We start from the raw sequence: 13396 nt of genomic DNA, 5'->3' as shown, positions 1-13396 counted from the left end.
ATTTTCAACAAAACGAAAAAAGACCGTAATGAAGATTACAGTCTTATCATACAAGATGAATTCTTATTAAATCTTTGTGCCATTCTTAACTGATTCTTAATTATCATGCGAGCTTGATCTTTAATACTACGGTAAAGCCATCACAACGATTATAGCAGTTAATTTGGCCGTACATATTTTCCATAAAATACTTCGATATATAAAGACCAAGTCCTGAACCGCTCTTCCCTTCGACATTCATTCCGCGGTAATATTTATTGAGCAGCAAAGGCAATTCTTCTTCACTTACACCGGGTCCAAAGTCTAGAATATGGAGTTCAAGATAGCCCTGATTGATTTGAGACTTTATAGTGATTTTCGTTCCTGCGTATTTATACGAATTGCTGATAATATTATCTATTACCTGCTGTGTACGTAGTGAATCCATTAAAATAATACATTGGGGGATTGGTTCATATTCGATTTGATGATCATAATTAACATTTTCAATCATATCAACAAGTATTTCACTCGACTTTTCGGATACTGTTAATTTTAACTGCTGCAGCTCTTCCAAAGTGGCGTGAAACATATCTGTCACGAGTAAATCAATTTGCTCGGCTTTTGAATAGATTGTATTCGCCTGCTTCATAATCTTTTCATCCTTGGCCTGCATAAGCATCAATTCACTAACCGCCTTTATCGAAGAGACAGGTGTCTTAATATCATGGCTTAATGTAGCCACCAGCTCTTTTTTGCTGCGGTTGGATTCATACTCTCTCTGGCGTGCCGTATCAAGCTCTTCACGCAATAAATCAAAGCTTTCCGTGAACGCACCAAAATAATTATTCCTATCCATATTTAAAGGTATATCCAAATTTCCTCTCGCCACATTCGCTGCGAAAGTCCGAAGCTGCTGAAATGGCTTCAGAATCGTTCTGTAAATATAGAGGATATAAAAAATGCTGATACTCATTAGGAATACAAATAGTAAACTGATGGATATAGCCAGTTCGCTTTTCATTTGCTGTATAATTTCTTTTTCGTTATTGCGGATAATTAATTTCCCTACAATCTCGTCATCATTCTTCAAATCCATTATTGTATCTTTATTTTTTATCGCGCCATATAAATTGCTAAAGTGATTGTCCGGTGTTTCGTAAATCACATTTTCTGCATTATCTAAAATAGTGAACGGCTGTTTAATATCACTATGTTGAAAGGTCTCCCGACTGATCTGCCCCCAATGTTTTTCAGCCGTTTTCACTGCATCATTGAGAGCTACGAGATCTACCTCAGCGATATTTTTAGTATTAATAACGATTACAGAGAGAACAATCCCCACACCAAAAACAGTTAGTATTGTAATAATCAGCAGTTTGAGTCTCATTCGTCCGTATCCTCTAGAACATAGCCTGTTCCCCAAACCGTTTTTATATATTGCGGTTCCCTTGGATTGCTTTCAATCTTCTCACGTAAATATCTTATATGTACGTTAAGCGTGCCATCTCCCACAAAGGAATCTCCCCAAACTTTTTGAAACAATTCATCTTTTGTAATGATCCGATTTTTGTTCTTTACTAAATAAGACAGAAGTTTATATTCCATCGTCTTGAGTTGAATATCAACGCCGTTTACCCGTACACGATGCAGCTTTGAATCAAGTTGAATCTGCCCAAACGCTAAGAAATCTTGTTGGCTGCCGGGATTACCGCCATATCTTTTGAGCACTGCTTTTACTTTTGCCAGTAGGATACTTAATGTATAGGGCTTCTGGATGTAATCGTCACCACCTATGTTAAGCGCGATGAGAACATCATCATCGCTGGAACGGGCACTGATAAATAAAATCGGAATCTGCGTTGTTTTGCGCAATTTTTTACACAGATCGAAGCCCGATTCATTCCCAAGATTGATATCCAGAAGAAGCACTGATGGTTCATGCTTCTCCAAAAAACGTTCGCAATCCTCCGCACTTGTCACAAAGGCTGTGTTGACATCAAACATATTAAAATATTCACATGTTGTTTCCGCTAAAGCAATTTCGTCATCAACAATTAAGCAATCTAATTTCATTGTAAATCTCCTAGAAAAAGACTTTCCTACTCGTTTAACAGGATAATCACAGTATACATTAAATGAGAAGGTATGGTGTAAATTTATGGATATGAAGAAATTGATTGAGGAGTAAAGCTAGCTACGCGGCTGCTCCACAAGATAGTAGGCATAGTTGAGGATATTTTTGTTTTTACATAGTAGTTGATAAGACCAGCAGAAAAACAGGCATATCTTTCCGGCCTACAAGATGAATGAGCGGACATCTGCTAAATTTCTCTATATACAAAAGGCATCTCATAAGTTTGTATTGTTTATGAGATGCCTACATGTTATTTATTATTCTTCTATTACCCTTGCTTCTTCCTCAAAGGTTTACTTTACCGGCTTAAACTGATCGTCTAAACATCGAGCCATAAATGCAGCAAAATGTTGGCGTGATAGATTAGTAGATGGCTTAAATGTTCCATCTGCATAACCAGTAGCAATATGATTAGCTGCCAGCACGGAAGTAACATTATAGGCCCAGTGATTTTTTGGGATGTCCTTAAATTCAGTTGGACTAGTTCCCTTTAAGCTATAAGCTGATACTAGAACCTTAGCCGCCTGTGAGCGAGTCAGGTTTCCATTAGGGTCAAAATACTTTTGACCTTGGGCGTTTACTTTTCCACTGATAATCCCTAATTCAACAGCTTTAGCAATCTCGCCATATCCTTTATCGCCCGACTTCACATCTATAAATCCGGGATTTGCAACATTGGAAAAGTCTTTAATTCCCTTTTCTCTTAAAATCATTTGTACAGCCTGTAAACGAGTAACAGTATTGTTTGGTTTAAATGTTCCATCTTTATAGCCTTGAATAATACCTTTGTCTGCCAAATATTCAATTTCCTCTACAAAGGAATTTACATCTTTAAATGTAGGCTGTTCTTCTGTCTCAACTGTAAAATCAGGCGTTGTTTTAGGCAGCGTTCTAGCTTCTGTTGCCTGTTCGAACGAATAAGCTAAATCTAGTAAAGATTTTTCACTATATGCTACTCCTAAGAATGAGATACCAACAGGCACTTCCTGCTCCGTAACTCCAGCTGGTACAGTAATCTCAGGGAATCCTGTAGCTGACGCTACATAACTCGCTGCATACGTATCATAGGCTTCACATACATATGTTGGGTCTTCCTTATCAAATCTTGACGATGCCGGACACGACATGGTTGGGAATACTAGTGCATCCAAGCTTTCTTTTTCCATGATTGTTTGGATTTCATCACGCACTTTAGACATATCGTTAATTAACTCATTGTATTCTGCGCTGTCCTTAAATTCTGCTTGTTTCAAAGCTGTTTTTAAGCCTTCTAAACGACCAGGGTTTACCGGTGTTGCTGAATTTAGAACTTCTGGTGATTCACTAATCTTGATTACTTCCTCCAGTGTTTTTGGCTGACCTTCTGGGAGCTTTTTAAGATATTCTTCAAATTGAACTTTAAAATCTGCATCATTGATTGGCCCAATAATCGGCGTCCATAAATATTGTGTTAGTTCTGAGAAGGATACCGGAATAGCCTCTGTACCCATTTCTTTCATTTTTTCTATAGCTTTGTTTGTGATTTTGTCCACTTCTTCATTGTCCCCAAAGAAGTCAACAGCTACTCCTATTCTTGCAGTTTGCAATGCTGTGTTATCTAGGTCTTTGCTATAATCCTCAACAATATGTCCCTTTGCAGACAATGTTTTATCGTCTTCCTCATCGACTCCAGCCATAAAGCTTAATGCAATCGCTGCATCCTCTACAGATCTCGCTAATGGACCAGTTGTATCAAAAGTTAATGAGGACGGAATTACACCGCTGCGGCTTGTTAAACCTGTCGTCGGTCTTATACCAACAAGACCTGTAACATTTGCCGGGCCTCTCACTGATGCTGATGTATCAGTTCCTAATCCAAATACAGCAAAATTCGCTGTAACTGCTGCAGCCGTTCCGCTGCTTGATCCTGAGGCGTCACGATTAAGATTATATGGGTTTAAAGTTAAACCACCTAAAGAACTGTACCCTAGTCTTCCATAAGATGCTGCCAACTCTGACATGTTTGTTTTTGCTATGATAATAGCCCCAGCATCCTTAAGTTTCTGAACGGTAAAAGCGTCTTCATTAGGATAAGCACCCTTTAGTGCAACAGAGCCTCCTGATGTAGGCATTCCCTTTACGTCAAAGTTATCTTTTACAACGATCGGAACACCATGAAGAATACTTCTTGACCCCGTATTTTGTCTTTCTTTATCTAATTGCTTTGCTGTCTCCAACGCTTGCTCATTAACAGTGATAATTGAGTTAATCGCCGGGCCTTGCTTGTCATAAGCTTCTATACGCTCTAGATAATACTTAACCAACTGCTCTGAAGTAATTTCATTGTTATTTAAAGCAGCAGAAATTTCACTAATGCTTTTTTCAAATGGATTAAATTCTGTTTCTTCTGCCGAAACATTTACCAATGGCAGCATTATCATTACAAGCATAAAAGCAATCAGGGTTTTAAACTGATAGATGGTTTTAAACATGCTGTTTCCTCCCTAGTCTTTTCTCTATAAATCTTTTATTTCAAACTGCTGTGCAGGACTTAAAAGTCAAGGAATCCAGTAAACTTACAACTTAAATTGCTGTATAACTTCCTCTAATTCTAATGACATTCTAGCCAGCTCTTGAGCAGCTAATGAAACCTCTTCCATTGAGGCACTCATCTGTTGCGAAGATGCTGCAACATTTTGTGAATGTTCGTTTACCTCTAAACTTGTTCGTGAAACTTCCTCTATACGCTCTACAACTTCTGCTATATGATTTTTCATATTTTCCATTGCTAGACTAACTTCTGATATTTTTGCTGTAACAGTAATAACTGAACTTTTAATCTCTCCGAAGGCTTTTCCACTTTCATTAACAAGCTTCATTCCTTCTTTAGCCGAGTTTGCTCCTTGGTTTACAAGGCTCATTGAATCCTTAATTCCTTCTTTAATATCATTCGTAATTTCATTAATCTGCAATGCCGAATGACTGGACTGCTCTGCAAGTTTGCGTACTTCATCCGCCACTACCGCAAACCCTTTTCCATGTTCCCCAGCTCTTGCAGCTTCAATGGCAGCGTTCAAAGCCAATAGGTTTGTTTGCTCTGAAATCGACTGTATCATTAAGCTGATTTGACTAATCTCGTTTGACTTCTCATTTAATACGCCAATTTTTTCAGCAGAAGAGCTTACATTTCTATCTATTTCGCCCATTTGTTTTACAGTTTGACTTACAACATCACTGCCTTGTTTAGCAGCTTCAGCGGAATAGTGAATAGAAGAACTTACATTGTTCATGCTCACTGTCACATCATCAACATGCTTAAACACTTCATTTATGATGCCAACTGCGTTTTCCATGGCGGCATTCTGTTCATCTGTCCCTGTTGCAACACTTTGAATCGACCCGGATATTTGATTAGAAGCTTTCTGGTTTTCGATAGAAGATGCTGCCAGCTCCTCTGATGTAGCTGATAATGCCTGCGATTCAAACGAGATTTTTTGGATTGTTTCTTTTAAACTATTAGCCATAATATTATAGTTATTGCCCATATCACCAATTTCATCATTCGATTTAATCTCAACTAATTGAGTTAAGTCTCCTTTTGATAGAGCTAATGATAAATCACTAATACTTTTGATTCTCCGTGTTATCCCCAAACTCACGAAAATAGAAACTATTATCGCTATTACAGCAATAATTCCACCTATGATAAAAATATTCGTACGTATAGAATTTGCCGTCGCTAAAAGCTCACTCTTTTCGATGGCAGCAATATACTTCCATCCTTCATTTTCCGATGTGACAGTGTTTAACACATACTCTTTTCCATCGATTGTAGCTTCAAATGACCCATCTTTACTTAAATCCTCTAGTTGTGGAATGTTCAGAGCAGAAATAGATTCGAAATTCAATTCAGGGTTCTTTGGATGTGCAAGGATTGTTCCATCGCCCTGTGCTAAAATTACGTAACCATTTTTCCCGATACTGATTTCCTTGATAATATCCGTTAAACCTTCCAGACTTATATCCAGTCCTAACACACCTACTTGTTTTCCGCCCTTGTCAATCGTAGTTACATTACTTACTATAATTCCTTCAATTCCTGTTGCAGCATAGGCGCTTGTCAATTGTACTTTCCCCGGCTCCTGAGTAGCTGTTGTATACCAAGGGCGATCCCTTGAATCGAAGCCAGCCGGTACCGGGCCTTCTGGATATTGAACATAGCCTCCGTCCGATGTTCCCATATAAATATAAGCGGCGTTCGGATGACTCTTGCTAAATTGCGAGAATACGTCATATATTGCTCTTTCCTTCTCGCCATTCTTTGAAGGGGTCATATCAATTGAACCTTCCCCTTCTACCTCCATATAAGAGGTAATGCTAGAATCAGCATCCAAAATGGCAGGGTTGGTAGCTAATAAACTCACGTTTTCCCTAATAGAGTCAAAATACATGGAAATGCCGTTATCTACCTGTTTGATTTCTCTTTCACTAAAATTAAGATAATCCTTCTCTGTTTTTTCGCTGACTTTTATATTTACTAAAAATCCTATAAACATGATCGGTACTAATGATAGCAATAAAGAATAAATTAAAACCTTTATTTTAAATGAAAATCTTTTTTTATTCATATCGATAAACCTTCCTGCTTTCTTAGTAAAATACTCGTGCATCTGCTGTTGCCGTGTAGCTTTTGTTCCATTAACTTCAGCCCTCTCCCCTTCCTTTCTTAATGATTCTTCTCAATAAGATATTTGCAGTAATCGCAAAACCAATCTAAAAGGCTATTCCATTTCCCATAGAATAGCCAGAGGTTTTAAATAAGTATTAATCTGTACATTTAATAATCAGATGATCATCGTTTAGGTTGCAGGACCTTTCGATTAATTCTTAAACCTTAAATACAAGGCTTTACTGCCTATCCATTTATAATATTATAAGTAAAAATCCCTAACTTCTATAATAGTCTCACACAATTCTACATAGTTCAACAATTTTTGCCAAAAAGACACTATTTATTAATAAATATGTATAACAATAAGATGTAATATTTAGAATATTTTAAACCCAATCTACCTCTCCAGTTTAAACAATGTAGCATTTTGAAATAAGCTGACCATCTATAACAGCATAAGAGACAGTGGCAAGATTGCTTTATATGCTCTTCTTCAAAAGGGCATATAAAAAAGCAGTTCAAGATAAGGTAAGATATCATAAAATCCTTGATATCAAACTCATTTTCTTGAACTGCTCAATAACTCTTAACTATTCATCAGATTCTGTATCTGTCTCTTTTTTATAATTGTACTGAGACGGATCAACAGGAGTAAATCCTGCTGGCGTATAGAATCTCAATAAGTCACCATGAACGACTTTATCAGATAATTGTAATTTATAATCTACTTCATCTTTCATTTCTTTCGCTAGCTCTAATTGACTATCATCTAGCGGTAAACCTGTTGTATTATCATAAAACTTTTCGTTAATTGAATAGATTGAAGGGCCGACAAAGTCGCCGTTTCTAAATGGAACAACTTCATTATGGTCTTCTGACAATAAATCTGAACCGAATTGGACAAATTTTTGCGAATCAACGCCCAGCAAATGTAGTACAGTTGGCAGAAGGTCTATTTGGCCGCCATAAGTATGGTTCGCTCCGCCTTTCATGCCTGGTACATGGATAAATAATGGTACACGCTGCAAATTAGCACTTTCATATGGCGTGATTTCTTTTCCAATGACCTGTGCCATTGCTTTATTATGATTTTCTGAAATACCATAGTGGTCTCCATAAAGGACGATCATCGTATTATCATATAGACCTGCTTCTTTTAGTTGGTTAAAGAATTGTTCAATCGCTTCATCTGCATAACGTGCCGTTTGGAAATAACTATCGACACTCGAATCACCAGTACTTGATTTACCGATCGTTGCTAAATTCTGATCCAATTTATATGGATAGTGGTTCCCAACCGTAATCAGCTTCGTATAGAAAGGCTGCGGTAAAGAATTTAAAAGATCGGCTGATTGTTCAAAGAACGGTTTATCCAGCAAACCATATTCAGCCATGTTTTCTTCAGAAGTAGTATCGTAATAATCAGCATCAAAGAAATGATCATAGCCGAATGATTTATAAATCACATTCCGGTTCCAGAAGCTGCCTTCATTCCCGTGGAACACAGCAGATGTATATCCTTCATTTTTTAAGATAGCAGGAGCTGCCTGATATTTATTTTGCCCTTTTGTAATATAGGCAGAGCCCTGTGGTAAACCGAATAAAGAATTTTCAAGCATAAATTCTGCATCAGATGTTTTCCCTTGGGCTGTTTGATGGAAGAAATTATCAAAATACAATGTATTCGAATCTTTTGCCAACGAGTTTAAAAATGGTGTAACTTCTTCGCCGTTTAATTTATAGTTAATCAGGAAGCTTTGGAACGATTCTAAATGTAAATAGACGACGTTCATTCCTTTAGCTGCACCAAAATACTCTGGATTAGGTTTAGCATAGTTCGACTTTGTATAGTTGATCACTTCTGTAATGTCATTGCTATCTGCCAAAGCTCTTTGAGATGACGTTTTCATTGTTTCAACTGAGTCGTAAATCGTATAGTTATACATTCCCAGATACTTCACGATATAGTTACGGTCAAATCCACGTGTTAATAATTGAGGACGGTTAGATTCAGCCAGTCCTAAATTGACAATCGATAATGCTAATGCAAAAGCAATGACAGCCATTGCATTTTTGTACCCAAATCCTCTTGTATCTTTTGGAACCCTTTTGGAAAATCTCATGTAAATGACTACAAATACATCCACAAAGAACAAAATATCATAAGGTTTCAATAAAGAAAGAACACTACCACCTAAATCTCCAAAGTTCTGCGTTTGGAAAATAGTAGGCAAAGTAATGAAATCACTAAAGAATCGGTAATAAACAACATTCGCATACAAGAGAATAGACATAAGGGTGTAAACTACCACCAGCGATGTATATTTTCTTTTTCCTTTAAATAAAAATGAAAGCCCTAGAAACAGCATAGCTGAACCTAATGGGTTTAATAATAAAAGAAATTGCTGAAGAAATCCTTCTACACCAAGCTCAAACTGTGTTGTTTGAGTAATGTATGTTTTCATCCATAACATCAAAACAGCTAATACGTATATCCAAAAGAAATTTTTGAATAAGCCATCTTTTTTACTTACTACACTTTTCATTTTTTGCACCTACCCTTTATTTGCATAAAAATTAGATTTATATGAAGTGAGATTATAAATAGTAAAGTTAGAAAAGTATTATTTCGTGATAACTTTTTACGCAACTAGGTTATACTATTCCTAATCACGCTTTCTGTCAAGTTATTAAACACGTGAAAAGGCAATTAACAAAGTTACCTGCCATTGTAAGTATTTCCATAAAAAACACCTCATAAACGTCAGTTTTTCAACTAACATTTACGAGGTATAAAAATTATAACTCTTTCTTTAAATTTCTGCAAAGATTGAACACACAAGTTTTTACATAGCGTAAAGGGTAGGTGTCAGCAGGCACTTTCATCTTTTCTTCCTTTTAAATATGAGTACCGCTGCTGCTTTCTTGTATCTGTTCGTTCAGCTGTTTTTCTTCATGTTCCGGTTTTTTCGACCAATAAGTGGCAAGAATAGGACCGGAAATATTATGCCAGACAGCGCCAAGAACACTAGGTAATGCAGCAAGTGGACCAAAATGGGCAGTGGCCAGCGCTACACCCAGACCTGAATTTTGCATACCCACTTCAATAGAAATAGCTCTCCGATTACTTTCATTCAGCCCTAACACAAGAGCTGTTAAATAGCCAAATAGCAATCCGAATGCATTATGGAGTACTACAGCTATAAAAACAATCGCTCCAGCTGAAGTAATACTGTCGACGTTACCCGCAACAACAGCTGATACAATAACCATAATAGCAACTACCGAGATAAGCGGGATGACATTCATGCTTTTTTCTACGATTTCAGGGGCAAACTTCCTTATGACAATACCTAGAATGATCGGGAATATGATGACTTGAATAATGGAAGTAAACATCGCCACTGGATCTACCGGCATCCATTTACCGGCAAGTAACAGCAGTATTAATGGCGTTGCAATAGGAGCCAATAATGTCGAAAAAGATGTCATCGTGATGGATAACGGTACATTCCCCTTAGCCAGATACACCATAACGTTTGAAGCAGTACCCCCAGGGACTGAACCAAGAAGGACTAGCCCGGCAGCTAATTCTGCTGGCAGGTTCAATACAAAAGCGATTAAAAAGGCAGATAGCGGCATGATAATGTACTGGGCACATACTCCAATAATAACGGGCATCGGATTCGTTAAAATAAGTTTGAAATCTACGGCTTTTAATGTCAGTCCCATACCAAACATCACAACACCTAGCAAAATCGTAATATATCCCCCGAATGGCAAGAAGACATCCGGCGCTAGGAAGGCAATAACAGCTATACAGATGACCCATACGGCAAAGTATTTTCCGGCTATCGTGCTGATTGCTTCTAAAATTTTCATATTTCCACCCCTATTTCTTTATTTTTATTATTTTATTTGGATTGAAAAGTAAGCCGGGATCGAGTGCTTGTTTAATCTTCTCCATTACAAGCAGCGCTTCTCCATGTTCTTTCTCTTGGTACTTCTGTTTACCAATACCGACACCATGCTCTCCTGTACAAGTACCTTCACGTTCAAGCGCATACATGACAATCAGCTCATTAAATTCATCGGCTTTTTTTATTTCATCCGCATCATCCATATCGATCATTAAAAGGACATGGAAATTGCCATCACCGACATGGCCTACAATCCCTCCTGGCAGCGATAATAGGTTAAGTGCTTCCCTTGCATGGGCAATAGCCCCTGCTAACTCGGAAATAGGCAGGCAAACATCGGTTACCATTAACTTTTTTCCAGGGTGTCCATGGATATAGGCATAAGCCAAATTGTGCCGTGCTTCCCACAGCTGATTTCGAGCTGTATTATCAGTCTCAAATTCAATACTTTCACAATTATGCCCTGCTACAATTTCTTTCATAAATTCAACATCCTGCTTTAAACCGGCTTCATTCCCATGAAATTCTAAAAATAGTGTTGGCTGTTCGTGATAGGCTGTTTTACTATGCAGATTAACTTGTTTCATAGAAATTTCATCTACAAGCTCAACTCGTGCAATCGGAATCCCCGCCTGCAAAATACTAACAACTGCTTCAACAGCATCATTGACTGTTTGAAAGGATGCTCGGGCAGCCATAATATATTCAGGAATTCCATAGACTTTTACCGTCAGTTCAGTAAAGCAGCCAAGTGTTCCCTCAGATCCTACGAATAGACCGTTCAAATGATAGCCTGATGAAGATTTTTCTGCTAAATTGCCCGTATGAATTACCGTACCATCTGAAAGAACCACCTCTAAATCCCGCACTTGGTCACGCATAGTCCCATATTTAACTGATGTTGTTCCACTAGCATTTGTAGCTGCCATGCCACCAAGTGTTGCGTCTGCTCCGGGATCCACTGAGAAAAACAATCCGTATTTTTTCAACTCCTTATTTAGCTGGGAACGCGTCACCCCTGGTTGAACCTTCACAAGAAAATCCTTCTCCCGAACTTCTACTATTTTGTCCATGAGGGAAAAATCAATTGTTATGCCATGATCATAAGGAATAACATGCCCTTCTAAGCTTGTTCCTCTCCCAAAAGGTACTATCGGCATTTTATATTGATTTGCTATTTTTACTATCTTACTCACTTCTTCTGTTGTTGCCGGAAATACAACAATATCCGGCAGACTGGCACTATGATATGATTCATCACCGCTATGTTGTTCTAAAACCGTTTGATTGACCGTTACTTGGCTTTCTGTAAGAATAGCCCCTAGAGCACTCACCACTTCTTCATTTGTTATAATCATATTATCCTCCCCCTTTTGCGCTCATTACTTATTACTGTTTATTTTAGTTGTATGAATGATGAATATATATGTCATACCAATTTACCTTATTCCCCAATTGGTCCAACCTTTTACTATTATACTAAATATTCTGAAAATATCAATAATTATTATTTTTCTTAAATTGATAATCATGAGCTATTTCTGTATGATTAAAGCGTTTATACTACCAGTATTTGAGAGGATTGACATAGAGAATGCCAAAACCAAAGAAAAAAGCATATCAAATAATTGTTGATCAGATAAGGGAATGTTTCTTAAATGGGGAATTACAGCCTGGAGAAAAACTTCCGACAGAAAGGGAGTTAGCGAGCCGTTTTAATGTAAGTCGAACATCTGTTAGGGAGGCGCTCCGGAAGCTTGAAATAAAAGGATTTATTGAAATCAGGCAAGGCAGCGGCAGCTTTATCAAAGCAACAGAAAGCTATACATTAGGGGAAGAACTTTCAACTACCGTCACAAAAACAGACAAAAAACTAATATATGAAATGCTGGAACTCCGCCAGGCACTTGAAGTAGAGTGTGCCTTTTTAGCTGCACGACGGGCCACTTCCGAAGACTTGGAGCGGATTGGCAATGCATTAAAAATGATGGATAGAAGTAAAAATGATGTAGAGTTAGGCATTCAGGCTGATCTGAGTTTCCATATTAATATTGTTCTTGCTTCACATAATTCAATTTTTCTGCAATTATTTCAAACACTTAGCGAACATATGCAAGATACGATTCGTACTACCCGAAAACAGCGCTTGAAAGATCCAGAACGCACACAGGAAACCATTGATGAGCATAAAGAAATTTATTTAGCTATCGCAGCTGGTGATGCCGAACACGCCAAACAACTGATGGAAAAACATATTACACAAATAAGACGGGAATTGACAGAATCACTTTTTAGTCATATTGGAGAAAATGTGACTAAAAATGATTTATTTTAACATAGCAAAAGCAGAAATCAATAAGTATGCCTTGGCTATTTATGCTTTCTGCTGTTTTTAAGCATCATGCAGAAAATAGATTGTAGATGTCATCAAAAAACAAAGGAAATAGTACCTCGAAAAACTCGGATTCAATGAAGAGAGAATCCGGGTTATTATTGATCAAGAATTTGAAACAAGAACTATTTATTTTAACGGAAGACCATCCTGAAACGGCAATTTTCATTTTATTTTTTCATACTAATTGCAGCTGTACGATAACTTCACAGCATAGCAGAGAGGAAAGATCAAACTTAAAACACACTGGAATTACTAGCTTTATCTATGCGTTTAACTACAATAGATACTTTCCTTCTCCTCTAATTACAAACTCC

Annotated in this window: 8 protein-coding genes; 1 reads left to right on the top strand and 7 read right to left on the bottom strand. The window is 37.5% G+C overall.

The window, feature by feature from the left end:
* Window positions 1–103 precede the first annotated feature (103 nt).
* The 7 genes from BOD01S_RS17095 to BOD01S_RS17065 all read right to left on the bottom strand — a co-directional run bounded on the left by BOD01S_RS17095 (window position 104) and on the right by BOD01S_RS17065 (window position 12045).
* Window positions 104–1369 carry a HAMP domain-containing sensor histidine kinase gene (locus BOD01S_RS17095; protein ID WP_036151698.1) on the bottom strand — a complete coding sequence of 422 codons (1266 nt, stop codon included), beginning with the start codon at window positions 1367–1369 and terminating at the stop codon, window positions 104–106.
* Window positions 1366–2055 carry a response regulator transcription factor gene (locus tag BOD01S_RS17090; RefSeq protein WP_036151695.1) on the bottom strand — a complete coding sequence of 230 codons (690 nt, stop codon included), beginning with the start codon at window positions 2053–2055 and terminating at the stop codon, window positions 1366–1368. Before BOD01S_RS17090 ends, BOD01S_RS17095 begins: the two co-directional genes overlap by 4 nt.
* 354 nt (window positions 2056–2409) lie before the next feature.
* Entirely contained in the window at window positions 2410–4587 is a 2178-nt protein-coding gene (locus BOD01S_RS17085; protein ID WP_052124718.1) for an amidase family protein, read from the bottom strand.
* Between the two features lie 84 nt (window positions 4588–4671).
* The gene (locus BOD01S_RS17080; RefSeq protein ID WP_036151692.1) at window positions 4672–6723 is read right to left on the bottom strand and encodes a methyl-accepting chemotaxis protein; all 2052 of its coding nucleotides are present in this window, start codon (window positions 6721–6723) and stop codon (window positions 4672–4674) included.
* Between the two features lie 634 nt (window positions 6724–7357).
* Window positions 7358–9313, bottom strand: a complete 1956-nt coding sequence (locus BOD01S_RS17075) for an LTA synthase family protein (RefSeq protein WP_036151690.1) — start codon at window positions 9311–9313, stop codon at window positions 7358–7360.
* A gap of 352 nt (window positions 9314–9665) precedes the next feature.
* Window positions 9666–10649 carry a bile acid:sodium symporter family protein gene (locus BOD01S_RS17070; protein ID WP_036151688.1) on the bottom strand — a complete coding sequence of 328 codons (984 nt, stop codon included), beginning with the start codon at window positions 10647–10649 and terminating at the stop codon, window positions 9666–9668.
* A gap of 10 nt (window positions 10650–10659) precedes the next feature.
* The gene (locus BOD01S_RS17065) at window positions 10660–12045 is read right to left on the bottom strand and encodes an FAD-binding oxidoreductase (RefSeq protein ID WP_036151685.1); all 1386 of its coding nucleotides are present in this window, start codon (window positions 12043–12045) and stop codon (window positions 10660–10662) included.
* Between the two features lie 236 nt (window positions 12046–12281).
* Between BOD01S_RS17065 and BOD01S_RS17060 the strand changes: the two genes are divergently transcribed.
* Window positions 12282–13022: a FadR/GntR family transcriptional regulator gene (locus BOD01S_RS17060; RefSeq protein WP_036151682.1), complete on the top strand. Its 741-nt coding sequence runs from the start codon at window positions 12282–12284 to the stop codon at window positions 13020–13022.
* Window positions 13023–13396: the final 374 nt, after the last annotated feature.

Origin of the sequence: Lysinibacillus odysseyi 34hs-1 = NBRC 100172 (assembly GCF_001591965.1) — a bacterium.
In the GTDB taxonomy this organism is placed as follows: Bacteria; Bacillota; Bacilli; order Bacillales_A; family Planococcaceae; genus Lysinibacillus_B; species Lysinibacillus_B odysseyi.
Note: the sequence above shows the minus strand (reverse complement) of the source record. Positions and strands in the feature narration are given on the sequence as shown.

Excerpts from the sequence above, each read along its gene's own strand:
- BOD01S_RS17095 (WP_036151698.1), bottom strand. The coding sequence starts at position 1,369 with ATGAGACTCAAACTGCTGATTATTACAATACTAACTGTTTTTGGTGTG.
- BOD01S_RS17090 (WP_036151695.1), bottom strand. The coding sequence starts at position 2,055 with ATGAAATTAGATTGCTTAATTGTTGATGACGAAATTGCTTTAGCGGAA.
- BOD01S_RS17085 (WP_052124718.1), bottom strand. The coding sequence starts at position 4,587 with ATGTTTAAAACCATCTATCAGTTTAAAACCCTGATTGCTTTTATGCTT.
- BOD01S_RS17080 (WP_036151692.1), bottom strand. The coding sequence starts at position 6,723 with ATGAATAAAAAAAGATTTTCATTTAAAATAAAGGTTTTAATTTATTCT.
- BOD01S_RS17075 (WP_036151690.1), bottom strand. The coding sequence starts at position 9,313 with ATGAAAAGTGTAGTAAGTAAAAAAGATGGCTTATTCAAAAATTTCTTT.
- BOD01S_RS17070 (WP_036151688.1), bottom strand. The coding sequence starts at position 10,649 with ATGAAAATTTTAGAAGCAATCAGCACGATAGCCGGAAAATACTTTGCC.
- BOD01S_RS17065 (WP_036151685.1), bottom strand. The coding sequence starts at position 12,045 with ATGATTATAACAAATGAAGAAGTGGTGAGTGCTCTAGGGGCTATTCTT.
- BOD01S_RS17060 (WP_036151682.1), top strand. The coding sequence starts at position 12,282 with ATGCCAAAACCAAAGAAAAAAGCATATCAAATAATTGTTGATCAGATA.